Source organism: Larkinella harenae, assembly GCF_054780515.1.
Map to the genome: position 1 here is coordinate 898,849 of NZ_BAAGWE010000002.1, position 25,741 is coordinate 924,589.

The following is a 25,741-nucleotide window of genomic DNA, read 5'->3' on the forward strand; positions in this document are numbered from 1 at the left end:
AATAAGTATGAACTACCAACTAACCGACGAGCAGATCAGGGACTACCAAACGAACGGTTTTATCCTGATCGAAAACTTTCTGGACGCGGAAGAGCTGGAGCACTGGCGCACGGTGGTGATGCAGGCCGTGCGGGAGCGGGCGGGCCAGAAAATGCCCGGCAAAGCCGTGATGGTTGGCGACGACGACGGCATCAATGAAGATACGGAGTTTTTCGGCAAAGTGTTCGATCAGTTGCTGAATCTCTGGCAAACCAATGAGGACGTCCGGGAATTGATGCTCGATCCGCGCATCGGTGAAATGGCTGCCAACCTGGCCGGTGTCGATGGCATTCGGATCTGGCACGATCAAGCCCTCTTCAAACGCCCCTGGGCCAACCCCACGGCCTGGCACTTGGACACCCCCTTCTGGTCATTTTCAGACCGCCGGGCGCTTTCCATCTGGGTGGCCCTGGACGATGCGACGCTGGAAAACGGCTGCCTGTACTTCATTCCCGGTTCGTTTCAGACAACCACCTTCAAGAACGCGGGGATTGGCAAAAACATGGACGGTATTTTTACGCTCTACCCCGAACTGGCTTCGACCCAGTCGGTGGCAGTTCCGATGAAGGCCGGAAGCTGTTCGTTCCACAACGGCTTGACGATCCACGGCGCAGGGGCCAACATGACCAGCGGTTACCGACGCGCAATGACCTGCGCCTACATGCCCGACGGCAACACGTTTAATGGTCAGGCCAACATTCTGCCAGAACCGTACCTGAGTGCCTTACGCGTCGGCAACACCTTGAACAACGATGAGCAAAACCCACTCATTTACCGCCGAAAATAAGCATGCCACTGCGTTTCTTTTGTCCCCGCTGGGGATTCGAGCACGTTCCGTGGCCGACCTTTCTCCGGCGGGTGAAAGAAGCGGGCTACGACGGTATTGAGTGGTATCCGTATGGCGAAACGGCGGATGTCGGGCAGGTTGCGCAGTGGCTGGACGAATACGAACTCGATTTGACGATTGTCATGACAGTACGGAACGCTCCCGCTGATTTCAACGCGTACCTTACGGTTCTGTCGGAGCAACTCGCCGATTTGGCAACCGTGGGAGGAAAACGGCTGTTGCATCTATCGGCCCAAACCGGTCGGGAATATTTTTCGTCTGATCAGGTGGAAGATTGCCTGGCAATTTGCGAAATCGTCAGCACCCGAACGGGCATTCCGATCTACCAGGAAACGCACCGCAACAAATGGACCTACGCGGCCCATGTGGTGGCCCCGTTCCTGAAAAAATACGCCAGCCTGCCGCTGACGCTCGATATTTCCCACTGGTTTTGCGTTTCGGAAAGTTACCTTGAGGATCAGGCTGAAACCGTAGAACTGGCCGTTCGGCAAGCCCGGCACCTTCACGCCCGTGTGGGCCATACGCAGGGGCCGCAGGTTTGGGACCCGGCCGCCGACGAATACGCCGAGGCTTTACAGGCCCACCTCGCGGTTTGGGACCGGTACGTGGCGCTACGCCGGGAACAGCGTGCAGCGGCCATCACCATTACCCCGGAGTTTGGCCCTCCGCCCTACATGGTCAAGGGCCACAAAACCGTGCCCGACGATGAGCACCAGTTTACCCTGAACCGCTGGATGAAAGACTTTCTCACCCAACGGTATTCGCCCTAAAATGGACAATGAACAAACCGTTCGGCGCACCGACGAGTACACCCCGTCGAACAGTAAACTACAAATGAATGGATCGACGAACCTTCCTCACCCAAAGTGCCTTGTTGTCGGGCGGCCTGGCTCTAAGCCAACAAAGTCGAAGCCAGACGTGGCTAAACTCATTAGACACCGGTGACGATTTATACAACCTGTTCCGCCAGCCCACTTCCCTTTATCGTCCTTTTGTACGCTGGTGGTGGAATGGCGACAAAGTAAACCGGGAGGAATTGATTCGGGAGCTTCGCGTGATGAAGAAAGCGGGCATTGGGGGCGTTGAAATCAACCCCGTCAAATTCCCCGGAAACACCAATGACATGAATACGGCTTCGCTGCAATGGCTGAGCGACGAGTGGGTTGATTTGGTGAAGGCCACATACGAGGAAGCCAAAAAACTCGATATGACCTGCGACCTGATTGTAGGGTCGGGCTGGCCGTTCGGCGCCGAATACCTCCGGGGCGAAGAGCGTTCGCAGATTGTAACCATCACAACCCGGAAGCTGAAAGGGCCGGTGGAATACGAAGTGTCGATGTTCGACCTGTGCCGCGAAGGTGATCCCGGCATTACCTCGCCCTACACGGGTCGGCAGGTGGAAGTAATGGCACTGAAACTGGTCCCCAACCCCCTGAACCGGCTGGAGGACATGCAGGATTTGTCGGCGTACATCAGCAAAGGAGTGGCCCGGATCACGATCCCTCCGGGCGATCATGTGCTTTATGCCCTGGTCAAAACGCACGGTTTTATGGAAGTGATCAACGGCGCTCCGGGGGCCAACGGTCCGGTGTTGAATCACTACAACGAAACGGCGGTCAAGAAGTATTTCAACCACATGACCGACGCCATCGAATCCCGGATCGGATCACTGGCGGGCCATATTCGGGCTTTTTTCACCGATAGCCTGGAACTCGAAGGGGCCAACTGGTCGGCAGATATGATGGCGGAGTTTCAAAAACGGCGCGGCTATGACCTGACGCCTTACCTTCCGTTGTTGCTTTTTAAAATTGGAGCGATGGGCAACATCTGGGACCTTCAGTACGGTGTCGCGATGGGACCGGCTGTCGAGGACCGGGTGCAGCGGATGCGCTACGATTACGCCCTGACGCAGACCGAACTGCTGGAAGAACGGTTTATCAAAAACTTCGTACAATGGTGCCGCGATCACAACGTAAAGTCCCGCGTTCAGGCTTACGGACGGGGTTATTTCCCGCTTGAAGGAAGTTTCGAGGTGGATTTGCCGGAATGTGAAACCTGGATTAAATACGGTTTGGGTAAGGAAATGAGCGGAGACGATTACCGCATTGGCCGCGCTTACACCATGATCAACAAGTACGTATCGTCGGCCGCTCACCTGAAAAACAAACGGTATATCAGTGCGGAAGAGCTGACCAATACCGATATGGTATTCAACGACACCCTCGAAATTCTGAAGCTGGCGGGCGACCAAAGCACGGTTTCGGGGGTGACACACCCGATCTTTCACGGTTTCAACTACTCCCCGCCCGAGGCACCCTTTCCGGGCTGGGTACGGTATGGCACGTATTTCAACGAAAAAAATACCTGGTGGCCCTACTTCCACCACTTTACTACGTACAAAGCACGGCTTTCGGCGGTTTTTCAGCAAGCCACCATGTTTGCCGACATAGCCGTGCTGCCGCCCGTGGCCGACATGTGGAGTATATACGGCGCTCAGAATGAACCGTTTCCGGGCCTGATTCATCCGGCCTATCAGTCGCTCATCTGGGAGTCGATTCACCAGAACGGCAACGCCTGTGATTACGTTTCGGAACCGGTAATCCGGCAATCGGTGGTAAAAGATGGCAAACTGACGTACGGTTCGCGCAGCTACCACACGCTTTTTCTGATTCAGGTAGAACGGATGGAGCCGAGTACCTTGGAGAAAATGCACGAATTTGTGCAGAAAGGGGGCCGCATTTTCTGCATCGAAACCGTACCGTCGAAATCGCTTGGGTGGAACAACCACGAGCAGCGGGATGAGGCCGTCCGCGGTTGGGTGGAGAAACTGAAGGCTTTTCCCGACCGCTTTGTGCGGGTCGATAAACCCGGCAAAAACTTCACCGACTGGTTTACCGGCATTCAGCGCCAGTACCGCATTCAGCCGTACGCGCAGTTGAGCAAACCAGACCCGTTTGTGACCCAGATACGCTACCAGACAAAGGACGCCGAACTGCTGTTTTTTATCAACTCCCACATGGACCGCACCATGCCGCTGGACGTAACGCTTTCGGAAACCATCACCCGCCAGCGACAGGGCTGGATCTGGGACGCTGAAACCGGCGAACGGCATGCGCTGCCAACCACCAACAGACGGTTTCTGCTGGAATTAGGTCCCGCCGACTCGCGCCTGATTGTGTTCGATAAAAAGAAAAAAGGTCCCACCTGGAAACCCGCGCCCGTATCCGGAACAAACAGCCTGACGGTCACTACATGGACCTTGGAATTCAACCACATCAATGGCAGTCAGCAAACCGGCCAGCTGGATTCGCTCGTTGACCTGAAAGACCGCCCCGAATGGGTTTCCTTTGCGGGCACGGTAACCTACCGCGCCGAAATCGATGTGCCGGTCAATGCCAACAATTTGTACCTCAACCTGGGCAAAGTGCACGGCGTTTCGGAGCTGTTTGTCAATGGCCAGTCGTGCGGGGTCAAGTGGTTTGGCCGCCGGATTTACCCGCTCACCGGAAAGGTAAAACCGGGCCGAAATCGCCTTGAAATCACGGTTGCAACGAGTATGGGTAATTATATGAAAACACTAACCGATAACGCCGTAGCACAATATTGGACTAACTTGGGTCGCAAAAACCAGCCTATTCAGTCAATGGGCCTGCTCGGCCCCGTTACGATGTATTCCTAAAACCATCAATTAATCCAACTCCTCTTTTATGAAGAACTGTTTCAGAACGCTTTTCCTCCTCTTGTGGGCGAGTTTCAGCCTGCAGGCCAAAGATTACCCGGCCTCGTTGTTCGGCATTTACTCGGATGGCGCGACGCTCAACACCCGCTCTATTCAATACGCCATCGACCACATCCACCAGAACGGCGGAGGGCGGCTGGTTTTTTACGTCGGTCGGTACCTGACGGGCTCGATTCATCTGAAATCCAACGTAACGCTGCACCTTGAAGAAGGTGCCGTTCTGATGGGATCGCTCAACCCGTTTGATTACGACCGGCACGTCTGGACCTCCCTGATTTTTGGAGAAAATCAACAGAACATCGCCATCACAGGCAAGGGCGTCATTGACGGCCAGGGCCGGTACCTGGCCCGCAACGTGGTAACCATGATCCAGAAAGGGCTCATCAAGGACCAGTTCCGCTTCGACCGGCCCGAAGCCGAAGCCCGGGCGCTGCTGATCTACTTCAAAGGTTGTCAACGGGTTAAACTGAACGAAGTTACGCTTCGCAATGCGGCCAGTTGGGTGCAGATTTACGATCAGTGCAAGAATGTCCAACTCGATAAAATTACGGTCGACAGCAAAGCGTACTGGAACAACGACGGCATCGATGTGGTCGATTGCGACAGCGTTAGCATCACCAATTCCTTCATCGACTCGGCCGACGACGGTATTTGCCTCAAGTCACACGATCCGAATCAGGTTTGCCAGAATGTTTACGTGCGCAACTGTACAATCCGGTCGAGCGCCAACGCCATCAAATTCGGTACGGCGAGCCTGGGCGGTTTTCGCAACATCAAAATGGTGCAGAACAAGGTATTCGATACTTACCGGTCGGCCATCGCACTCGAAGCCGTTGACGGCGGTTTTGTCGAAAACGTGGAAATCGACAGCCTGCAGGCCATCAACACGGGCAATGCCATTTTCCTACGCATTGGGGAGCGGGTGAAAGGCAAAAAAGGGCGGCTCGAAAACGTCCGGCTGACCAACATTCGGGTGGAAGTACCCGCTACCAAAGCGGATGCCGGATACGAATACGAAGGCCCGATTGAAGATATGCCCCGCAACGTTTCACCGTCTTCCATTGTCGGAATGCCCGACGCCCTGGTCAACAACGTAACGCTGAAGAATGTCGAAATCATCCAGCCCGGCGGTGGTAATCCCCTGTTCGCCAACGTCCCCCTGACGGCGCTCGACAAGGTCCCGGAAAAACCGACGGCTTACCCCGACTTTTCAATGTTTGGCGAATTACCAGCCTGGGGTTTCTACGTGCGGCACGCCCAGAACATCCGGTTTGAAAACGTCCGGCTGATTTGTCTGAAAAAAGATTACCGCCCCGCCGTGGTGCTCGATGACGTAAAGCAGGCAGTGCTAACGCCCATGACCATCACGGATCCCGACAAGAAAAAGACCCCGGTTTATTCGCACCGTTCAACGGGCATCACCCTGCCAACCAAATAGTTTTTATGCGCATCTTTGCACCTCCTCCTAAACCCGGAATTGAATGAAATGGATGCGCCGAAAAACCGTTCCGCTCGCGCTGCTGGCAACGGTATTGGTTGGTACAACCGCTTTTTTAAGGCAACAATTGCCGAAACGAGCTGTTGATGACGCTTCGCTGGAAACGGCCTTTCGCACGGCAGCCGACACCATTCAGACCGGCGCCTACTGGTACTGGATGTCGGGCAATATATCTAAGGAAGGGGTCGTAAAAGACCTCCAGGCCATGAAACGGGTGGGCATCAACCGGGCGTATATCGGCATGATTGGCTACGCGGCCGTGCCGTATGGCAACGTCAAACTGTTCTCCGACGAGTGGTGGGACATTTTGCACACGGCACTAAAAACCGCTACCGAACTGGACATTGAAATTGGGTTGTTCAACAGCCCGGGCTGGAGTCAGTCGGGTGGCCCCTGGGTAAAGCCGGAAAACGCGATGCGGTATCTGGCGTCGGCGGAAATACTCGTCACCGGCGGAAAGCTCTTTGATGGAAAACTCCCCAAACCCGCCGACGATTTCCAGGATGTAAAAGTCGTTGCTTTTAAAGCGCCGGAGGGGTATTTAAAAAATATTGCCCAAACCAACCCCCGGCTGACGGCTTCGGGCGATTTGAAAAATACCGCGGCCCTGCTGGATGGCGAGCTGAAAACGGCGGTAGCCCTCCCGACCAAAGAACCGTTGACGATTGATATCGAAACTCCTTCGGCATTCACTGCGCGGAGCCTGGTGCTGCACCCCGACCACAAACCGATGCAGGCCGATGTTCAGTTGCAGGTTCGAAAAACCGATGGCAGTTACCAAACCGTCAAGACCTTCACCATCGACCGCCGGAACGACAACCTGAACGTAGGCTTCAATCCGTACGGACCGGCGGTTGTGTCGATTCCGGCCATTACGGCCACCCATTTCCGGCTGATTTTCAGCAAAGGCTCTCCCAATTTTGGCCTGACCGAAATTCAATTGCTGGCGTCTCCCCGCGTTGAAAGCTATGTGGAGAAGACACTGGCCAAAATGCACCCAACGCCTTATCCGTACTGGAAAGAATACCAGTGGCCGTCGCAACCCGCCGTAACCGATACGAAGCTGGTGATTGACCCGGCCACGGTTCGGGACATTTCAAAACACCTGTCTCCCGACGGCACCTTGCGCTGGCAGGTTCCACCGGGCAATTGGGTGGTTATCCGAACGGGAATGGTGCCCACAGGTGTCCGGAACGCCCAGGCACCACCGGAAGGGAGCGGTCTGGAAGTTGACAAAATGAGTCGTAAGCACCTGGAAATGAACTTCGATTCGTTCTTCGGGGAAATCATCCGACGCATTCCGGCTCAGGACCGAAAAACCTGGCGCATGACGGTTGCCGACAGCTACGAAACGGGTGGCCAGAACTGGACCGACAATCAGTTGCAGCAGTTTAAAAACGCTTTCGGCTACGACGCCCTACCCTACCTGCCGGTGTTGAGCGGGCAAGTGGTGGGAAGTCCGGAAATGGCGGACCGGTTTCTGTGGGATCTGCGACGGTTTATTGCCGACAGAGTGGCCTATGAATATGTAGGCGGGCTGCGCGACATCAGCCACAAGCACGGATTGCGCACCTGGCTTGAAAATTACGGGCACTGGGGATTTCCCGGCGAATTTCTGCAATACGGCGGTCAGTCCGACGAGATTGCCGGGGAGTTCTGGAGCGAAGGCGAGCTGGGCAATATTGAAAACCGGGCGGCTTCGTCGGCGGCCCACATTTACGGAAAAAAGAAGGTATCCTCCGAATCATTTACGGCCGGTGGCCGACCGTATTACCGGTATCCAGCCGTGATCAAGCAGCGCGGAGACCGCTTTTTCACCGAAGGAATCAACAGCACCCTACTCCACGTGTTCATCCACCAGCCCACTGATGCCCGGTTGCCCGGTATCAACGCCGATTTCAGCACGGAATTCAACCGGCATAATACCTGGTTCAATTACCTCGATCTGTTCATTGCCTATCTGAAACGGTGTAATCTGATGTTGCAACAGGGCCGTTACGTGGCCGATGTGGCTTATTTTATTGGCGAAGACGCCCCCAAAATGATCGGCATCACCGATCCGGCGCTGCCTCCTGGTCACTCCTACGATTACATCAACGCGGAAGTCATCAAAAACCGCCTTCAGGTGAAAGACGGTCGTCTGACCCTGCCCGACGGCCTGAGTTACCGGGTGCTGGTGTTGCCCAAACTGGAAACCATCCGGCCGGATGTGTTGGCCAAAATCCGGGAACTGGTGCAAAACGGCGCGACCATTTTAGGACCCGCGCCAAATCGGTCGCCGAGTTTACAAAATTATCCAACCGCCGACCGTCAGGTGCAGAAAATGGCCCGGGAGCTTTGGGGCAACGCCAACGGTTCTACCGTAAAATCACACCGGTTCGGAAAGGGCATGGTCCTGACAGGCATGGACATGAATGAAGCCTTGCGGACGCTGAATACCCCGCCCGATTTTCGAGCAGAAGGTGTTGATTCCGTGCTGTATATCCACCGTTCGCTGCCGCAGGGCGAACTCTATTTTGTCAGTAACCAAAGCCACCAAACCCTCCAGCTGACGCCGGAATTCAGGGTTCTTGGCAAACAACCCGAACTGTGGGACCCGGTTGCGGGCACCATACGACCACTGCCCCAGTTTACGCAAACCGCCACACATACCCGCGTACCGCTTCAGCTGGAAACCTTGCAAAGTGCCTTCATTCTGTTCCGAAAAACGGCTAACCAGGCGGCAGGAACGGGTCAGAATTTCCCGGCTCCTCAATTGGTCTCAACCATTCGTACCCCCTGGCAGGTACAGTTCGATGCCAATCTGCGCGGCCCTCAAGAGCCGGTCACATTTACTACCTTAACCGACTGGACGCAACGTCCCGAGGAAACCATCCGTTATTATTCAGGGACAGCCGTTTACCGAAACACATTTACGGTGGAAAAACCGCAGGCAGGCACACGCATGTACCTGCATCTGGGGGATCTCACGGCGATGGCGCGCGTCAGAGTGAACGGCAAGGATGTAGGAGGAGTCTGGACGGCTCCCTGGCAGGTCGACATCGCTCCGGCGGTAAAATCCGGCGAAAATACGCTGGAAATTCAGGTGGTCAATACGTGGGTAAACCGGCTCATTGGCGATAGCAAACTTCCAGCAGAACAGCGAAAAACCTGGACCAACGTAAACCCTTTTAAGCCCGACAGCAAATTACACGCTTCTGGCCTGAGAGGTCCGGTTACGATTCGGATGGTGAAGTGATGGCGCGCCCGGGCGGTGCATTGCGTTACTGCGTTACTCCACAATCCATCGCCCGAGGTTGTTATAGCGCCCTTCCAGCACAATTTTATAAAACCCGGTCGGCAGCTTCGACACATCGAGAACGGTTTTTTCTGTTTTAACGGGCAGTTCGTCCATCAGCCAGTACTGATCGCGACCGCCTTCTTCAAAATGATTGGTCGTCGAAAGCCAAACTTTAACGGTTCCTTCTGAATCGGCGGCTTTCCAGCTTAATGCGATTTTACCAGCTTCTTTTTTGGCGATCGGATCGGTGATCGACAGCTTGCCGGTCAGCGGAATGCCATCGATCTCAAACGCCTGTTCTTTCGGAATGGAAATGTTCAGGTGCCGGGCCATCGTCGGCATGATATCCACTACGCCAGGTACGGATTTCCGGAAATACGGGTTCAACTCGTTCGCGTTGGTAACCATCCACGTGCTTCGCTCCCGATCCGATTGCCCACCGTGCCCTTTGCCGCTCTCGGGACTCCGGCCGTGGTCGGTCGTGATAAAAACCTGCCAGTCTTCGCCGAATTTCTTCTGCCGCTCCTGAACCGCTTTCCATAACCGACCCATCTGATCGTCCATAATTCGGATAGCGCGGTAAAACTGCTCACTATCGCCGTATTTATGCCCCATATCATCCGTGTATTCCAGGTAGACCCACGACAGATCGGGGCCTTCCTGCCGGATGTAAGCCGCAGCTTCATTCACCACTTTTTCGTCGATTTTATGAATGTACTCCGCCTGTTTGTCGTGCGGAAAATGAAGGGTATCCAGCTCAAACCCGTCGAACGAATAGTTGAGTCGCAGGTGACCAGTTGCCGCCAGCCCCTCACCCACCAGCTTGGTCCGGTTGTCGAGCCAGGTCGAAAATACGGCGGTTCTTTTCTGCGGGTACTGCGCTTCAAAAAACCGAAAGATCGTCCAGTACTGGTAATTCGGTGCCTTGATGTTGTTGTCCCAAACGTTGTGTTTGTTGACCCACGTGCCGGTCAGCAGGCTGTTGTAGCCCACGGCGGAGATGGTTGGCGTCTGCGAATACGTTCCTTTTTGACCACCGACATAGGCGCGGGTATAACCACCTTCTTTGGCGATCGCGTCCAGATTCGGTTTGGCAATTTTCTCAATGACATCCGCCGAAATACCGTCGACAATCACGAAAAGCGCTTTTTTCTTGTCCGCTTGGCCAAAACAAAGCGGAGCGACAAACAAACTGGCAACCAATAACAATACGGTTTTGGAGAAAAACATGGGGTTGGGATTAATAGGAATGGGGATAATAAGTGTTCGTCAGGGTACCGTCTGCAAACAGCTCCAGAATGGCGTAACCGGGCGGGGTTTCCTGATAGTAACCCGGCCCGGCGGATTCCGCATCGCCTTTTTCCCACCAGAAACCGCTCATGGCCCCGTTGCAGTAATACTGAACCCCGTTGTAAACCGCCTGATCCAGCAGATGCTGGTGACCGCTCAGGCAGACTTTCACTTTGTCTTTATGCTGGTAAAAAAGAGTCTTTAACGCCTTGAAATCCGAATGCCCACCACCCGCCAGCAGAGGAGTCACGCCCAGAATGGGGTAATGCGACAGGAGCAGAACCGACGTGTTGGGGGCCAGCTGGGCCAGGTCGTTTTTCAACCAGTCGAATTGTTCGGCATCCAGCGAAACGTTGGAATTGTTGCCATCCAGAATAATAAAATGCCAGCCCTTGCGGGAAAAGCTGTAATACCGTTTCGGAATGTTCAGGCGCTTCACCACGTAATTTTTCCCATACATGGCGTCATCTTTCGACGGGGCTGCCCACCACGGATCGTGGTTCCCGATGCAACTGTAGACGTCGTAGGATGCTCGGATGGGCTTCATGCACCCATCCCAGATAGCCCATTGCGCCAGCATCTGTTCGCGGGTCACGTCCTTGTAATCGGCCGCGTGAATCGAGTCACCCCCATTCAGAAAAAAATCGATCTTCCGTTTCTGAATATCCTCGAGGCATCTGGCAAACCGTTCCGGTGCCCGGTCGCCCGCACGGATGTGTACGTCGGTAATGTGCGCAACCGTCAGCACGGGCCGGGGCGCGTTGCGGACGGTTGGGGTTTCCGGTGCAGTCAGGGCGACCGCACCGGTACTTTTCAGCCAATCTCTTCGATTCATGTTGGGTTTACTGCCAGCCAAAAACCTGCCGCAGGCTCGGGTTTAAAATCATTTGCTGCTGCGGAACAGGCCGGTAATAATATTTCGGGTCTTCGAACTTTCGGGGTGCGGTCTCCGTCACCATCGTGCCGCCGTTGGCACCGTTCCGCAAAAATACGGTTACATCGTCGGTGACGCTCCCGGCCCGGTAATAAATCAGCGTTACACCCAGTGAATTTTTCTCTTTTCGCTCCTCTGTCGGAATCGATGCAGCTTTGTCAATCAGGATAATGTCGGCCACGCCGTCGCCGGTCAGGTCATATTTTCCTAAACCGGGGAAGTACATACCGTCTGGAATGTTGGTTAATAATTGACCCGCTTTCCAGCGCATCAGATCATCGAAGCGCGAATTTTCAAAGGCAAACTCGACACGCCGTTCCCGTCGGATTTCGAGTAAAACACCCTGGTTAATGCCGGTCAGATTCGGGTATTTCTGTGCCATGAACGGGTCTGGCGTTGCATTGGCCTGGGCTAGGTTGAGATTGGGCAACCCCGCCCGTTTCCGCAGCAGATTGATAGATTGATCCAGATCGGCCTGCGTCAGCTTTCCTAGTTCGGCCTGTGCTTCAGCGTAAATAAGCAGAGCCTCGGCATACCGGTAGACCGGAAAATCGGCCCCGCCGGTTACGGTTGCCACGGTGCTGTTGATGAAACCTTTCAACTGGTGGTAACCCGTAAAATTTTTGTTCAGGCGCTGGATGTACGGCTGTGGATCCGGCTGCCGAACCCAGCCCGGATACGCTACGGTTTGCGCCAGACGCGGATCACGGTTTTGAAACTCCTTCACAAACTGAAACTGCTGGTATCCCGGCTGGCTGGAAAAATAGGTGCCGTTTTTCATCAGGTACGTCTGCACCAGATCGCGGGAAGGAGCCTGTTCGTAGTCCCCAAAAACCGTTGAGTTGATATCCTGGCTGCGCTTTTTATCGACATCATACACATTGGTAAGGATCACCTCCGGATTCGTCAGCAAATCCGGACTCCCAAAGAGGGCGGCATAGTCGGCGTCGGGCTTACCGGTGTTGTAGATCGAATATTTTCTGGAAGCCATCATTTCGGCCGCAACCGTAGCCGCCGTTTCCAGAAATGGGTTGGCGGTGGCTTTCAGATTCAGTTCGTCGTGGTACTTGCGGAACGTACCTTCGTAGAGCGCGATCCGTGCCTGAAGCATCTTGACGGCCCATTTGCCGGGCGTTCCGATCGGTACGGCTTCCCGTACGTTGGCAGCCGCAAAGGCCAGATCGGCCATGACACTATCCATCACCATTGCCCGTGAATCCTGCGGTTTGTAGAGGTCTTTATCGTCCGGGTTCAGCGCTTTCGAATACCAGGGCACATCCGAATACCGTTTTACCTTGTTGAAATAAAACTCGGCCCGGTAATAGCGTGCCAGCCCCACGTAGTGATTTTTAGCTACCGCGGTTGCGTTGGCCTTCTGGTAGTTGTCCAGAAAATAGTTGATGTTCCGTAGCCGCCCCCAGTCCCAGCCACCGGTAATGTTCTGAGAACTGGGCGAGCCGGTCATAATCGTTTTAATTTCCACCGCTGCGGTCGTGGTAGCATTGTCGGTGCTCTGGTCGTTCAGGAACGACTCCCGACTAGGTAGCGAAAGCAGGCCATTGATGTACAGGGCCAGATCTTCCTCCGTATTAAAGAAGGCTTCCGGCGCAATCGACGTTTGCGGATACCGATCCAGAAAATCGTCCTTGCAGGCACTGGCGCCAATCAGCAGGCCGGAAAGCAGTATATAGAATGTCTTTTTCATGATTAGCAGGAATGATCAAAGTTCGAAATTCAACCCAACGGCCATTTTCCGCTGAAACGGATAAGCCCAGCCGTAGCCATCGTTCACCGACTCGGGGTCCACGTATTTTTTGATTTTCGAAAACTCGAACAGGTTTTCGCCACTCGCAAACACCCGCACCCGATTGACTTTGATCCGGCGGGTCAGTACCGCCGGCAACGTGTAGCCGATGGTCACGTTCTTGACCCGCACATAAGCCGCACTCAGCAGGTATTTGGTCTGGGGAATGTCCAGCCCGGCACCGTAGTTGGCATCGGCCAGCCACGACTGCAGCACCGGATAGGTTGAGTTAAGATTGGCATCGGCCAGACCGGCCTGGATGTACGAAGCCGAATGTTTGGCGCGGTCGGCTTCCGGTTCGGACGTGGCGCGGTAAAAATCCAGGTTCCAGGGGTAGATGTTGGCGTAGGGCTGCTGGTAAGGTCCCCAGAACAAGTAATGACGCGGGTAATAATCGGCTTTGCCAACGCCCTGCAAAAAAACCGTTGCGTCAAACCCGTTCCAGCTGGCGCTCAAGTTCAGTCCCAGCCGGTAGCGGGCCGTGGTGTTGCCGATCACCTGGAGGTCTTTTGGGTCTTTCTGCGAAAGCCCTCTTTCGATTTTTCCGTCGCCGTTCAAATCCTTGTATTTCGGCCAGCCCGGCACCACCTTCAGGGCGCCCCAGGGCACAATAGCCGATTGATCCAGTTTCTTGATCTCCTCTTCGTTAGTAAACATACCGTCGTTGACCAGACCCCAGATTTCACCCAGTTGCTGGCCCACGCGATACGCCGAAAACAACTGCTGATCGTTCTTGAAGTTCGTAATCACCGAGCGCGAATCGGACAGGATAAACTTACCATCGAGCGTCAACGGTTTGGCCCCCACCACGTAGGAATCCCGGTAATTAAGCGTCAGCTCCCAGCCGTTGGTGCGCAGATCGGCGGCATTCTGTTTGGGCACCGTTGTACCTAACACTCCCGGTAATTCCTGCCCGGCCGTCAGCATTCCCCGCGTATTTCGAATGTAATAATCAAACGAAAGCAAGACCCGTTCTTTGAACAGCCCGACGTCGGCCCCAAAGTTGGTCGTTGCAACCCGCTCCCAGGTATAGCTTCGGGGGTCGATGCTCAGCGAAGGAGACCGGGTTATGATGGTCTGCTGACTGCCGTTGATGAGGTAACTCGACAAGCCCGTTGGCAACGTTTGCAGGTAGTCGTAATACCCCACATTCTGGTTGCCCAAGGCTCCGTACGACATCCGTAGTTTAAGCGTCGGGATGTAGCGGAGCAAGCCATTCATAAACGGCTCAGCGCTGGCGATCCAGGCGGCTGACACCGAAGGGAAAAAGCCCCAGCGATTGCTCGCCGGAAACCGCGATGAGCCGTCATAACGCCCGTTGGCTTCCAGAATATAGCGGTCTTTCAGGGTGTAATTGACCCGGCCAAAAGCACTGCGAATGGCGTAAGAACTGTCCGAACCCGAGACGAAGGCATCACCGGAAGTTAGTGAAATATAAGGCAGTGAAGATGAAATCAGCACGTTTCGCTCGGCCCGGACCAGCGCGTACTGGTAGCTTTCCTGATTATAGCCCGCCAGCGCCGTAATGGCGTGCTTACCGAATGTTTTGGAATAATTGGCGTAGAAGTTAAAAACCGTGTTGAACAGGGCCCCATTACGCTCGACGACCTGACCGTTGCCGCCCTCCTGCCGGATGTCGCCGGGACCGTAACCGATGCTAAACCGGCGGACATCGTCGTGGTACTTCCAGAGTTCGCGTTTGAAACTGGCATCACCCGTAATCTGCAAATCGCCGTTCAGAAACGTACCCACCATCCGGCTGATATTCTGAAAGCCGAACATATCGTTCTGATTTTTACCGCCGTCGGTTAACCGGGCCGCCAGCCGCCCAGCACCGGTATTCGCCCACGAACCGTCGGGATTCACGGCCACGTCGGTCGGTTGCAGGTAGTAGATGTCCGTGAGATTGACGGCCGGCGTGGCTCGTTGCGTCTGGTAGATGGTCAGGTTGTTATCAATTTTCAGCCACTTCAGCGGGGAGAAATTGACCCGGGCGCGGAGCGAATACCGTTTCCAGAAATCATCGGCAATTTTGTTCAGCCCGTTTTCTTTGGTATAATCGGCCGATACGTAATACCCAATCGGCATGTTATTGGCCGTAGCACTCCCGTTGAACGATACGCTGTGGTTTTGCGACAGGCTGGATCGGTTGAAAAAGTAGTCATACCAATTGTTGCTGCCCATGTAGGCCCACCGGGTCGGATCGGCGGGGTTCAGCCGAACGTCTTCCACCGCCGGGTTTTCCGAGCGCTCCTTGGCCCAACGGTAATGTTCGTCCGAATAGTTGACGTAGTCCCAGGGCGTGTTGTCGGTGGACATTTCCAGCACCCGGGAATAGATATACGGATCAGTCACCGGCTGCGGCAACACCGTAGCTTTGCCCCACGAAAAATAGTTATTGTAGGTGATCGACTGCCGACCCTGTCCACCCTGTTTGGTCGTGATCAGCACCACGCCAAAGGCCGCTCGGGCACCATAAATGGAAGCCGTAGCCGCATCACGCAGCACCGAAAATGAAGCAATATCCGAGGGGTTGAGCCGGAGCAAATCTTCGTTGTTGGACGACGGAATTCCGTCGATAACGATCAGTGGCCCCCCGCCGTTGATGGACGTAAACCCCCGGATGTTGATGTTGGGCACGGTGCCGGGTTGCCCACCCTGATAAGTGATATTCAACCCTGGGCTCACCCCCTGCAAGCCCTGCATGACGTTGGCAATGGGCCGGGCTTCGAGGTCTTTGCCCGCAATCTGATCGACGGCACCCGTGATGTTGATTTTCTTCTGGGTGCCGTAGCCTACCACCACTACTTCCTGCAAATTGGCCGCGTCCAGTGCTAAATTCATGTTGACGGTATTGCGACCATTCAGCGGTTCTTCGGTGGTTACGTACCCAATAAACGAAGCGACCAGAACGGCGTTGGCGGGCACGTTCGTGATCGAATACCGTCCGCTGCCGTCTGTGGTTGCCCCTTTCTGCGTGCCTTTAATCACGACATTGACGCCCGGCAGGGGTTCGCTGGCAGTGCCGCCGGTTATCAATCCACTTACTGTGATCCCCTGCGCAAACGAAGCGATACGAGCCATAAAGACCAATAGCCAAACAAGCCCCAGAAGCCGTACGGAGGGGCAACGACCGGAAAAAAATCCAGGTAAAGTTTTCATCATGCGAACGAGTTAGGTTTAATCAAAATCAAGGTGTTAGTATGCACAATTTGAAGCACCGAGCTGGCGGCAAAGGTAGATAGCGGTGGTTCTAGACGCCGTTACGGCAATGTTACAAAAACATTAATTTTGTTTGAATATTCATTCAATAAAAAAGAAATCCGAATCCGGTTTTTACCTTATCTTTGAACAATATTTTTATGTTTTATCCAAATAATAAGCGGAATGGGCAGAAAGAGTCTTAAAGACGCCCGACAGAAGGAAATTATCCGAATGTTTTATCGGGTGGCTAAGAAAGAGGGATTGGAAAACACGTCGATCGCCAAGATTGCTGCCGTGATGGAAATTAACCCCAGCCTGATCATGCACTATTTTCAGACCCGCGACGATCTCATCGGTGGTTTGATTGATTTCATGCTGGACAAGTACCAATTGATTTTTGGCAAAACCAGCAAAACACGGCAACCGCCGGAAGTGCTTTTGCTGAAGGTCGTTGACCGGCTGTTTTCGAAGGATTGGAATCAGCTGTTCGACGACGGTTTGTTCTACAGCTGCTATTCGCTAACGTTTCGGAATCCCCAGATTCGGGAGAAATATAAGACGCTACTGGACTCGCTACGCCAAAAGCTGGCAGCTTTAATTCAGGACTGCGCCGACGCCGGTATTTGTGGGGTCACCAATCCATACCAAACCGCCGACCTGATTTTTGTTCTGGTGGATGGTGCTTATTACTACCTCAGCCTGGTGAAGGATAAAAAAGAATACGGTCAAAAACTGGAACACTATAAACAGCAGGCGCTGCAACTTCTTCAGCTGTCAAAAGAGTTGCCGGGGCCGGTAATTGCGGTAAGAAGCCCAGAGACCGATCACCAGCCAGGCCACATTGACGGCAATGCTCTGCCGGTCGTGGGTGTGCAGTGAATTGATGATTAATCCAATCGCCCCGATGATATTCAGGGAGTGATACGACAAGTCATCGGCCCTCAAAATTCGTAGAGAAAGCAACAGATAAGCTAGCAGATAAGCCAGTACACCCAGCCATCCGGCCAGTTCAATCCAGTAATCCTTCATGGCTGCACAGATCAATCGTCCGGAAATGAATTGAAGTTACTCATTTCCGGACGATCGGCCCATCAGTTAATGATTTCTTTTTATTCGGCTGAAGCAAGTTACGCTGCAGGGAACGAGACGCTGGATAAAAAGCCTTTTTTATTCCGCCAGGTAATTTCCAATTCCCACAATAACCGTCGAGAAGATAACGGTGGCGATACCAAGCGAAATAGTACGCATCGTTGGGCGATTAGCACCCCGCCATTCGTGCAGGTACAACCCCCAGAAACTACTGAACGCGATGATGAAAGCCATGTGCAGCGTCCAGCCCGAAAACCGGTATTCGCCCATTTTGCTGTCGCCCATGCCGTAGAAGAAAAATTGCAGGTACCAGGTAATTCCGGCCATTGCGCAGAAGATGATGTTGCGCACCGCCGGTGCCGACACATTGCGGTAATCCGTATAAGTTTTATTCTTGATGTTTAAATAAATACACCAAAGCGCATTGGTGGTCAGACCGCCCAGCAGGATAAACACCAGTGGTGCATTGTTCATGTAGAGCGGATCAGCCCCGTTCTGAACCGCCAGTTCGGCAATGGGTTGCCCCGCCGTCAGCCCAAACGACATGCAGGCACTCATAACGCCCGAAAACAACGCTACCATGATGCCTTTTTTGAGGTCAAATTCCGCAATAGTTTCCTTCTTTTTCTCTTCGGACATCGACTTTTCTTTCATCATACCGGCAATGCCACAAATGGAAATTCCGAGCACACAGACGGCTAACCCCAATATAATGACCTGCCCCGACGTGGTCCGGATCAGGTCGCCAAACTGGCCCAGCCAGATGGGAGGCACTACCGTTCCAAAAACCGCACACAAACCCAGTACAACGGCCATTCCCAGCGACAGCCCCAGATACCGCATGGTCAGCCCGAAAGTTAAGCCACCAAATCCCCAGAGCACCCCCCAGAAGTAAGACCACCATTTGGTTTCGGTGGGTGCCGTACTCAATATTTCAAACAAATTGGGAACTGTGATCCAGCCGAAGACCAGTGGAGCGAACACCCAGGAAAAAATACCACCGACCAGCCAGTAGCTTTCCCAGGCCCAGCTCTGTACTTTTTTGTACGGTAAATAAAAACTACCGGAAGCAAACCCTCCGATCGCGTGCAAAACGACTCCCCAAATTACAGCCATTTGTTAAAAGTTAAGATTAGTCTCTGGAATACGTGTATAGTGCTTTTTCAACAAATCTGTGTAGTTTCCGGAGAAATACCTTCCTGCCCTCTCCTGAATCCAAAAGCTAAAAAAACGGCTCTTCTAACGATCCAAACCGTTAACTATTTTTTTCAGGAGCAGGAGAGCACGGTATAGTTAATTCTTGATGATCTTATAGGTTTGTAACTGTAGAATACTATTTCATCATAGGTTAGTAGGATAGGCCCGTTAGATTTCTAATGGGCTTATTTTGTTTTTTTCCTTTCTCCATCTATCCCGGCAGGCCTTTCGGTATTTTGTTTAACTTTTCTTAAACACCATTATGGCTTACCGGTTTCTCTTGCATGAGAACATTCGATGGAAAAAATATCCTGATCGTGGGAGCCTCCTCAGGCATTGGTCAGGCAACGGCCCAGCTTATTCAAGCGGAAGGAGCCACGCTATTCACCCTCGGCCGCCGGCAGCCCGAAGGAATCCAATCCACGCACATCACCTGGGACGCCAGCGCAGCCGCCGAGCCGGATACGAGCCAGCTGCCCGATGCCCTGCACGGTCTGGTGTATGCGCCCGGCACCATCCGCCTGGCTCCTTTTGGCCGACTGACGCGCGAGAATTTCCAGGAAGACTTCACGGTAAATGTACTGGGAGCCATCACGTTACTGAAAGCGACTCTGTCGGCCCTGACCCAGGGAAAATCGGCGAGTGTGGTGTTATTCAGTACTGTAGCAGCTCAGCTGGGCTTCGGTCTGCATTCTTCCATTAGCGTTGCCAAATCTGCCGTAGAAGGGCTGACCAAATCACTGGCCGCCGAATATGCGCCTTACAACATTCGGTTTAATGCCGTCGCGCCTTCCCTCACGCATACACCGCTGGCAGAATCGGCGGGGCTGGTTTCTGCGGAACGAATTAAATCAGCCGACAAACGTCACCCGCTGGGCCGCATCGGCTCGCCAGATGATATTGCGCGCATGGTTGCCTTTTTGCTGTCGGACGAAAGCAGTTGGATGACGGGACAGATTTTGGGGGTTGACGGCGGAATGAGTACGCTCAAATAAACGACATCTGTTAGCAGAAGTACGCTAGCGCGCAACTGGCTTACCGGCCCACTGCACATGCTTTGGGCTGGGTTATTTGTTTTTGAGCCTCTTTTAAACCTGCTTCTATTCTGGTTACTTTGTATAGTTCATCAGCTATACAATGAAAAAACTAAGCTACTGCCTCGGGCTCCTGAGCCTGCTGGCTGCCCACCTGGCTTTTTCGCAAGCCAAACTCGTTGAAACCGTAACCCGTAAAAACGGCGAACTGATCATTCCGTACCAGAAGTACGTCCTGCCGAACGGCCTGACGCTGGTGGTTCATGAAGATCATTCTGACCCGATTGTGCACGTTGACGTTACCTACCACGTTGGGTCAGCCCGGGAAGAAATTGGAAAATCCGGTTTTGCGCACTTCTTCGAACACATGATGTTTCAGGGTTCCGATCATGTGGCCGACGACGAGCACTTCAAAATTGTGACCGAATCGGGTGGTACACTGAATGGCACCACCAACACCGACCGGACTAATTATTTTGAAACCATGCCCAGCAACCAGCTGGAGCGGGCTCTCTGGCTCGAAGCCGACCGCATGGGCTTTTTGCTGGATGCTGTTACCCAGAAAAAATTTGAAATTCAGCGCGCCACGGTAAAGAACGAGCGTGGTCAGAATTACGACAACCGCCCTTACGGTCTGGTGTACGAATACACTGCCAAAAACCTGTATCCCTACGGCCACCCCTATTCCTGGCTCACCATCGGTTATATCGAAGACCTGAACCGGGTGAACGTGAATGACCTAAAAAACTTCTTCCTGCGCTGGTACGGTCCCAACAACGCGGTGTTGACCGTCGGTGGGGATGTTGATCCGAAGCAGGTGGTGCAACTGACCGAAAAATACTTTGGCAGTATTCCAAAAGGGCCGGGAGTAACCAAAACCACGGTTCCGCCCGCCTTACTGGACAAGGATCGCTACATTTCCTACGAAGACAACATTCGCTTTCCGATGCTGCGGATGGTGTACCCAACGGTGCCCCGTTTTCATGCCGACGAAGCACCGCTGGACGCGCTGGCCCAGATTCTGGGCGGTGGCAAAAGCTCGCTGTTCTACAAAAATCTGGTCAAAACCGAGAAGGCCGTGCAGGCCAATGTAGGCCATCCGGCGCAGGAACTGGCGGGCGAATTTACGTTTACGGTTTTGCCCTTCCCAACCATGCGGCTGGACAGTACCGAAGCGATCATCCGCAACACACTGGCCGAATTTGAGAAACGGGGCGTCACCGACGACGATCTGGCGCAATTCAAAGCCACCCGCGAAGCCGAGATTATCAATTACCTGTCGAGTGTTGCCGGAAAAGTATCGCAACTGGCCTCCTTCCAAACCTTCACGGGTTCACCCAATTACCTGCCAAACGAAATGAAGCGGTATCAGGCGGTGACAAAAGCGGATATCATGCGGGTTTACAACCAGTACATCAAGGCGAAGAAAGGCGTGATTCTGACGGTTTATCCGAAAGATCAGAAAGAGATCGTAGCCCATCCGGACAATTATACCATCGACACAACAGGCTATAAAGCTCCCGACTACGGCTACACCGGTTTGGCATACGTCAAGGCGAAAGACACCTTTGACCGGAGCAAAAAACCGGCTTCGGGCCCCAACCCCGCGGTGAAAGTGCCTCCTTTCTGGACCGACAAACTGCCCAACGGGTTGAAAATGATCGGAACCAAAAACGACGAGGTTCCCGAAGTTGCGCTGTTATTCTCGGTCAAGGGCGGCCACACACTGTCGGCCAACGATCCTTCCAAGGCCGGAATCGCCCAGCTCACGGCAGCCTTGATGAACGAAGCCACGCAAAATTTCAGCAACGAAGAAATTAATGCGAAACTTGAAAAATTGGGCAGCAGCATTCAGATTTACGCCAGCACGGAAGAAATTCAGGTATCGGTTTCGTCGCTGACCAAAAACCTGGATGGCACCCTGGCGCTGGTGGAAGAAAAGCTGTTCCGGCCCAAGTTTGCCCAGACCGATTTTGACCGCCTGAAAAAACAGCAGCTCGAACTGATTGCTAACCAGAGCACGCAGCCAGTGGTGATTGCCAACAAAGCCTACAACAAGCTGCTTTATGGCAACGACAACATCCGCTCGGTCCCAAGCAGCGGTACAACAAAAACCGTTGAGAATATCACCCTGGATGATGTCAAATCCTTTTATCAGAAGAACTTCTCTCCTTCCGTCACGAATCTCGTGGTGGTCGGCGATGTGGACAAAGCGACTATTGTTCCCAAACTCGGCTTTCTGAAAAAATGGGAAGCCAAACCCGTCAACCTGCCCAAAGCGCCGGTGGCCAAGAAAGTGGATAAAACCCGCATTTACCTGATTGACAAAGACAAAGCAGCTCAGTCTGAAATCCGGATTGGTTACCTGACCGACCTGCCCTTCGACGCAACGGGTGATTATTACCGGACGGGGCTGGCCAATTACATTTTGGGTGGAGCGTTCAACAGCCGCATCAACATGAACCTGCGCGAAGACAAAGGCTGGACCTACGGCGCCCGGTCGTCGTTTAGCAGCACCAAAACCCCCGGCCCGTTTACGGCGCAGGCTGGCGTGAAAGCCGCTGCTACGGATAGTTCGGTGGTTGAGTTTATGAAGGAGATTACGAACTACGGCAAAACCGGCATTACGGATGCAGAACTGGCTTTTCTGAAAAGCTCGGTGGGCCAGCGTGATGCCCTGCGCTACGAAACCTCGTTCCAAAAAGCCCTCTTCCTGAACCAGATCATCGACTATGACCTGCCGGGCAACTTTGTGGAGCAGCAGAGCCAGATTCTGAAAAACATGACGAAGAAAGAGATCGACGCGATTGCAAAAAAACGACTACCGGCTAACAACTTGATTATTACGGTTGTCGGTAATAGATCAGCGATCAAACCGGGTCTGCAAAAGCTCGGTTACGAAGTGGTAGAGCTGGACAAGGAAGGCAACCCCGCCGTAGCGGAAGGTACCGCCACTCCCGCATCTTTGGGCGGAGCCTCTTCGACTAACCCCCGAAAATAAACGCTAATGAGTTTCAACGCAAAAGGCCGCTCGTGAGCGGCCTTTTGCGTTGAAAGAGAAATAATTAGTAGCTATTTTTCTTTGCAGTGGTGAGTTGAACGAACTCTTCTAGCGGGTCGAGTAGGTGTATGTTCGGCTATTGCCATAATTATCAGCCTCAGAAAAGGGAAAGCCATTGGCATATTGTATAGTAATTACCTGATTAGTTTTGTTAATCTGATCCAATGGAAGGTTAGGATCACTCGTCACACCACCCTGGGTTCTGACGAGGTTATTGGGTGACATAAACCGATAAAAAGCCGTTTCGTTGAAGTCAAAGCCGTATTGAGGATTGGGTTTGTCATCAAACTCATTTAACCGTCTACCCCGACGAAATACTTGTTTGGTAACGGCATCCATCGTTACCAGGTCGATAACAGTTATGTTGTTTCGAGCGTCAAACTGAAGAGTTTCGACCTCAGTGTAAAAGACACTAGGGCCGTATTGATTGGTGCGGTCTTGGTCAAAATAATAATCGCGAGTAATCTTATCAATCCGGCTCTGATTGTCATACTCGAATTTTTCAATCCAGTAGGTTTTGGTCACCCCAAAAACATCCCGAATAATTCGCGAACGAGAAATGAGTCTACCAGTTGAATCATAGGTGTAATCCATGAATAAAATACCGCTACCCGGGATTTCGGGATAACTTCCCCGCACTACCTGAATTAATTTCCCCACCGAATTATAGGTATAGGTCTCTTTTAAAGAGAGTGCAGGTTGTCCCCCACCAGAATACGTTATGGTTGTAGAAGTTGGCTTTGCCTCGGCACTATAATCAATAGTATACTCACGGTTGGAACCCATGACCTCCGAAATACGGGTAAGCAAAAGCGGCCTTCCTTGCGGATCTACAAGCGCACGGTGATCAGGAAAACAGGAAGCAGCTAAAATTGGGAGAATAAGAATAACAAAGCGTAATCGATAAAGATAAGTCATAGAGTTTCGGATTATGTCTTAATGAACTTCAAAGCTACCAATAATAGTATTGTGTACAACTAATAGTACAATTATTACCTGCCTGTATATAGGTCACGATCAATCAATAGCCGTTTCATTCACAAACTTATCTCCGGCTTTTTGCAATTGTTCTACACTTCCCGAACCAGCTTTTGGTACTTCTCCTACCTGACCGCGATGATGCGAATCGGTCCAAATCGTTCGGGTCATGTTTACTCCATTTTTTCAATACCATCCGGTTCGGAGCGCCAGAAAACCCGGCAACCAACTAGGGCGCAAACCCGATAACAGTCCATGAATTAAAAAATATAGTCGAACCCTTGGAACTCATATACCGATCGGTATATATTTGCAATATGAAATTCACCCCACGATCGGAAGCAACCCGTCAGTTCATTATTGAGACTACCGCCGGTATTTTCAACAAGAAGGGCTATGCCGGTACGTCGCTGTCGGATCTGACCGAGGCAACCCGACTGACTAAGGGAAGCATTTACGGGAATTTCGAAAACAAGGAAGAAGTTGCCGTGGCGGTTTTTGCTTTCAACGCGGCCCGTCGCCGGGAAATTATCCAGAAAAAACTAAGCCAGGCCACCACCAACAAAGACAAACTACTGGCTTTTATTCACCTGTTCAGCAGCGCCGAAATTCAGGTATTTCCGGAAGGAGGTTGTCCGCTTTTAAACGCTGGAACCGAAGCCGACGATACGCACGAACCATTACGGCAGCGGGTGGCCGACGAGTTGCGGGAAACGCAGAATGATTTGACGGCACTCATTCAGGCAGGAATAGCCAGCCAGGAGTTTCGCGAGGATACCGATGCCCGACAAATTGCTTTATCGATTCTGGCCCTTATTCAAGGGGGTATTTTCGTGGCCCGAACAACCCGAAATGCGGATAGCCTGGACACCATCATCCAAACCGCCAGGAACCTTGTTCAACAAATTTCGATAAAACCGTTAACCTAATTTTTTTACCCTATTATATACCGATCGGTATATGACTTATCTTGATTCTTTTACCAATAGATTTAAAATGAAAACGAAACACAACACCGTTTTGATCACGGGTGGAAGCGCCGGAATCGGTTTCGAAATCGCCAGACTTTTTGCTCAACAGGGCAATCAGGTCATTATCACGGGCCGCGATGCCGACCGACTGCAACGGGCGGTGGCCCAACTCCCCAACACCTCGGGGATCGTGTCTGATGTCAGCCAGCCAGCCGATGTCGATCGGTTGGTCACCCAACTTCAGCAGTATTTTCCGACACTGAATCTGGTTGTCAACAACGCCGGACGGGCTTTTGCCTATACCCTGTCCACCGACGGCATCAACGCGATGGCGAAAGCCACGGAAGAAATTACGACCAACTACCTCGCCATTATAGGGCTGACGGAAAAACTTCTTCCTCTGCTGAAACAGCAACCCGAAGCGGCTTTGGTCAACGTCTCGTCCATTGTCGCTTTTGTGCCCGGTTCGCTGACGGCAACGTACTCGGCCAGCAAAGCCGCGCTGCACTCTTATACCCAGGCACTGCGCTACACGCTGGCAAAAGATACCTCCATCAAAGTATTCGAATTGATGCCTCCGCTGGTCAATACCGACTTCTCGCAGGAGATTGGTGGCGCCAACGGTATTTCACCTACTCTCGTAGCCGAAGCATTGCTCCAGGGGCTTGAAACCGATACGTTCGAGATTCATGTTGGTAATACGGTGAACCTGTACAAGCTCTTTCTATCGTCGCCCGCCGATGCTTTGCTCACGTTGAATAACGGTCGATAAAAGA

Annotated in this window: 18 protein-coding genes; 10 read left to right on the forward strand and 8 right to left on the reverse strand. The window is 52.9% G+C overall.

Features of this window, described 5'->3' with window-relative positions; all coding sequences use genetic code 11:
- Positions 1-7: 7 nt before the first annotated feature.
- The 5 genes from ACYVH9_RS15010 (at position 8) to ACYVH9_RS15030 (ending at position 9,361) form a co-directional block, all read left to right on the forward strand.
- Positions 8-826, forward strand: a complete 819-nt coding sequence (locus tag ACYVH9_RS15010; protein ID WP_460637177.1) for a phytanoyl-CoA dioxygenase family protein — start codon at positions 8-10, stop codon at positions 824-826.
- A gap of 2 nt (positions 827-828) precedes the next feature.
- Positions 829-1,656, forward strand: a complete 828-nt coding sequence (locus ACYVH9_RS15015; protein WP_460637178.1) for a sugar phosphate isomerase/epimerase family protein — start codon at positions 829-831, stop codon at positions 1,654-1,656.
- A gap of 68 nt (positions 1,657-1,724) precedes the next feature.
- Positions 1,725-4,565 carry a glycosyl hydrolase gene (locus ACYVH9_RS15020; protein ID WP_460637179.1) on the forward strand — a complete coding sequence of 947 codons (2,841 nt, stop codon included), beginning with the start codon at positions 1,725-1,727 and terminating at the stop codon, positions 4,563-4,565.
- Positions 4,566-4,593: 28 nt separating this feature from the next.
- Positions 4,594-6,063, forward strand: a complete 1,470-nt coding sequence (locus ACYVH9_RS15025; protein WP_460637180.1) for a glycoside hydrolase family 28 protein — start codon at positions 4,594-4,596, stop codon at positions 6,061-6,063.
- Between the two features lie 43 nt (positions 6,064-6,106).
- On the forward strand, positions 6,107-9,361 hold the full coding sequence (locus ACYVH9_RS15030; protein ID WP_460637181.1) for a glycosyl hydrolase: 3,255 nt from the start codon (positions 6,107-6,109) through the stop codon (positions 9,359-9,361).
- A 33-nt stretch (positions 9,362-9,394) separates the two neighbouring features.
- Here ACYVH9_RS15030 and ACYVH9_RS15035 read toward each other — a convergent pair whose 3' ends face one another.
- The 4 genes from ACYVH9_RS15035 to ACYVH9_RS15050 are packed head-to-tail and all read right to left on the reverse strand — an operon-like array spanning position 9,395 to position 16,593.
- The gene (locus ACYVH9_RS15035; protein ID WP_460637182.1) at positions 9,395-10,633 is read right to left on the reverse strand and encodes an alkaline phosphatase family protein; all 1,239 of its coding nucleotides are present in this window, start codon (positions 10,631-10,633) and stop codon (positions 9,395-9,397) included.
- A 10-nt stretch (positions 10,634-10,643) separates the two neighbouring features.
- Positions 10,644-11,528, reverse strand: a complete 885-nt coding sequence (locus ACYVH9_RS15040; protein ID WP_460637183.1) for a metallophosphoesterase family protein — start codon at positions 11,526-11,528, stop codon at positions 10,644-10,646.
- A gap of 7 nt (positions 11,529-11,535) precedes the next feature.
- Positions 11,536-13,332, reverse strand: coding sequence for a RagB/SusD family nutrient uptake outer membrane protein (locus ACYVH9_RS15045; RefSeq protein WP_460637184.1), 1,797 nt, complete (start codon positions 13,330-13,332; stop codon positions 11,536-11,538).
- A gap of 15 nt (positions 13,333-13,347) precedes the next feature.
- Positions 13,348-16,593, reverse strand: a complete 3,246-nt coding sequence (locus ACYVH9_RS15050; protein ID WP_460637185.1) for a SusC/RagA family TonB-linked outer membrane protein — start codon at positions 16,591-16,593, stop codon at positions 13,348-13,350.
- 225 nt (positions 16,594-16,818) lie between these two features.
- On the opposite strand from ACYVH9_RS15050, the gene ACYVH9_RS15055 reads away from it, so the two are divergent.
- Positions 16,819-17,514, forward strand: coding sequence for a TetR/AcrR family transcriptional regulator (locus ACYVH9_RS15055; protein ID WP_460637186.1), 696 nt, complete (start codon positions 16,819-16,821; stop codon positions 17,512-17,514).
- Here ACYVH9_RS15055 and ACYVH9_RS15060 read toward each other — a convergent pair.
- The gene (locus ACYVH9_RS15060; protein WP_460637187.1) at positions 17,410-17,664 is read right to left on the reverse strand and encodes a CBU_0592 family membrane protein; all 255 of its coding nucleotides are present in this window, start codon (positions 17,662-17,664) and stop codon (positions 17,410-17,412) included. The genes ACYVH9_RS15055 and ACYVH9_RS15060 overlap by 105 nt on opposite strands.
- A 138-nt stretch (positions 17,665-17,802) precedes the next feature.
- Positions 17,803-18,840 carry an L-rhamnose/proton symporter RhaT gene (gene rhaT / locus ACYVH9_RS15065; protein ID WP_460637188.1) on the reverse strand — a complete coding sequence of 346 codons (1,038 nt, stop codon included), beginning with the start codon at positions 18,838-18,840 and terminating at the stop codon, positions 17,803-17,805.
- Positions 18,841-19,205: 365 nt separating this feature from the next.
- Between rhaT and ACYVH9_RS15070 the strand changes: the two genes are divergently transcribed.
- Both ACYVH9_RS15070 and ACYVH9_RS15075 read left to right on the forward strand, forming a co-directional pair.
- Positions 19,206-19,916 (forward strand): SDR family NAD(P)-dependent oxidoreductase, encoded by a 711-nt coding sequence (locus ACYVH9_RS15070; RefSeq protein ID WP_460637189.1) that lies wholly within the window; start codon positions 19,206-19,208, stop codon positions 19,914-19,916.
- A 142-nt stretch (positions 19,917-20,058) separates the two neighbouring features.
- Positions 20,059-22,956, forward strand: coding sequence for a M16 family metallopeptidase (locus tag ACYVH9_RS15075; protein ID WP_460637190.1), 2,898 nt, complete (start codon positions 20,059-20,061; stop codon positions 22,954-22,956).
- A gap of 108 nt (positions 22,957-23,064) precedes the next feature.
- On the opposite strand, the gene ACYVH9_RS15080 is transcribed toward ACYVH9_RS15075, so the two are convergent.
- Together ACYVH9_RS15080 and ACYVH9_RS15085 are read right to left on the reverse strand one after the other, a co-directional pair.
- Complete coding sequence (locus tag ACYVH9_RS15080) at positions 23,065-23,934, reverse strand: hypothetical protein (protein ID WP_460637191.1); 870 nt, start codon at positions 23,932-23,934, stop codon at positions 23,065-23,067.
- Positions 23,935-24,033: 99 nt separating this feature from the next.
- Positions 24,034-24,165: a hypothetical protein gene (locus ACYVH9_RS15085; RefSeq protein WP_460637192.1), complete on the reverse strand. Its 132-nt coding sequence runs from the start codon at positions 24,163-24,165 to the stop codon at positions 24,034-24,036.
- 146 nt (positions 24,166-24,311) lie between these two features.
- Here ACYVH9_RS15085 and ACYVH9_RS15090 point away from each other — a divergent pair, with 146 nt between their 5' ends.
- Together ACYVH9_RS15090 and ACYVH9_RS15095 are read left to right on the forward strand one after the other, a co-directional pair.
- Positions 24,312-24,923: a TetR/AcrR family transcriptional regulator gene (locus ACYVH9_RS15090; protein WP_460637193.1), complete on the forward strand. Its 612-nt coding sequence runs from the start codon at positions 24,312-24,314 to the stop codon at positions 24,921-24,923.
- A gap of 67 nt (positions 24,924-24,990) precedes the next feature.
- On the forward strand, positions 24,991-25,737 hold the full coding sequence (locus ACYVH9_RS15095; protein WP_460637194.1) for an SDR family oxidoreductase: 747 nt from the start codon (positions 24,991-24,993) through the stop codon (positions 25,735-25,737).
- Positions 25,738-25,741: the final 4 nt, after the last annotated feature.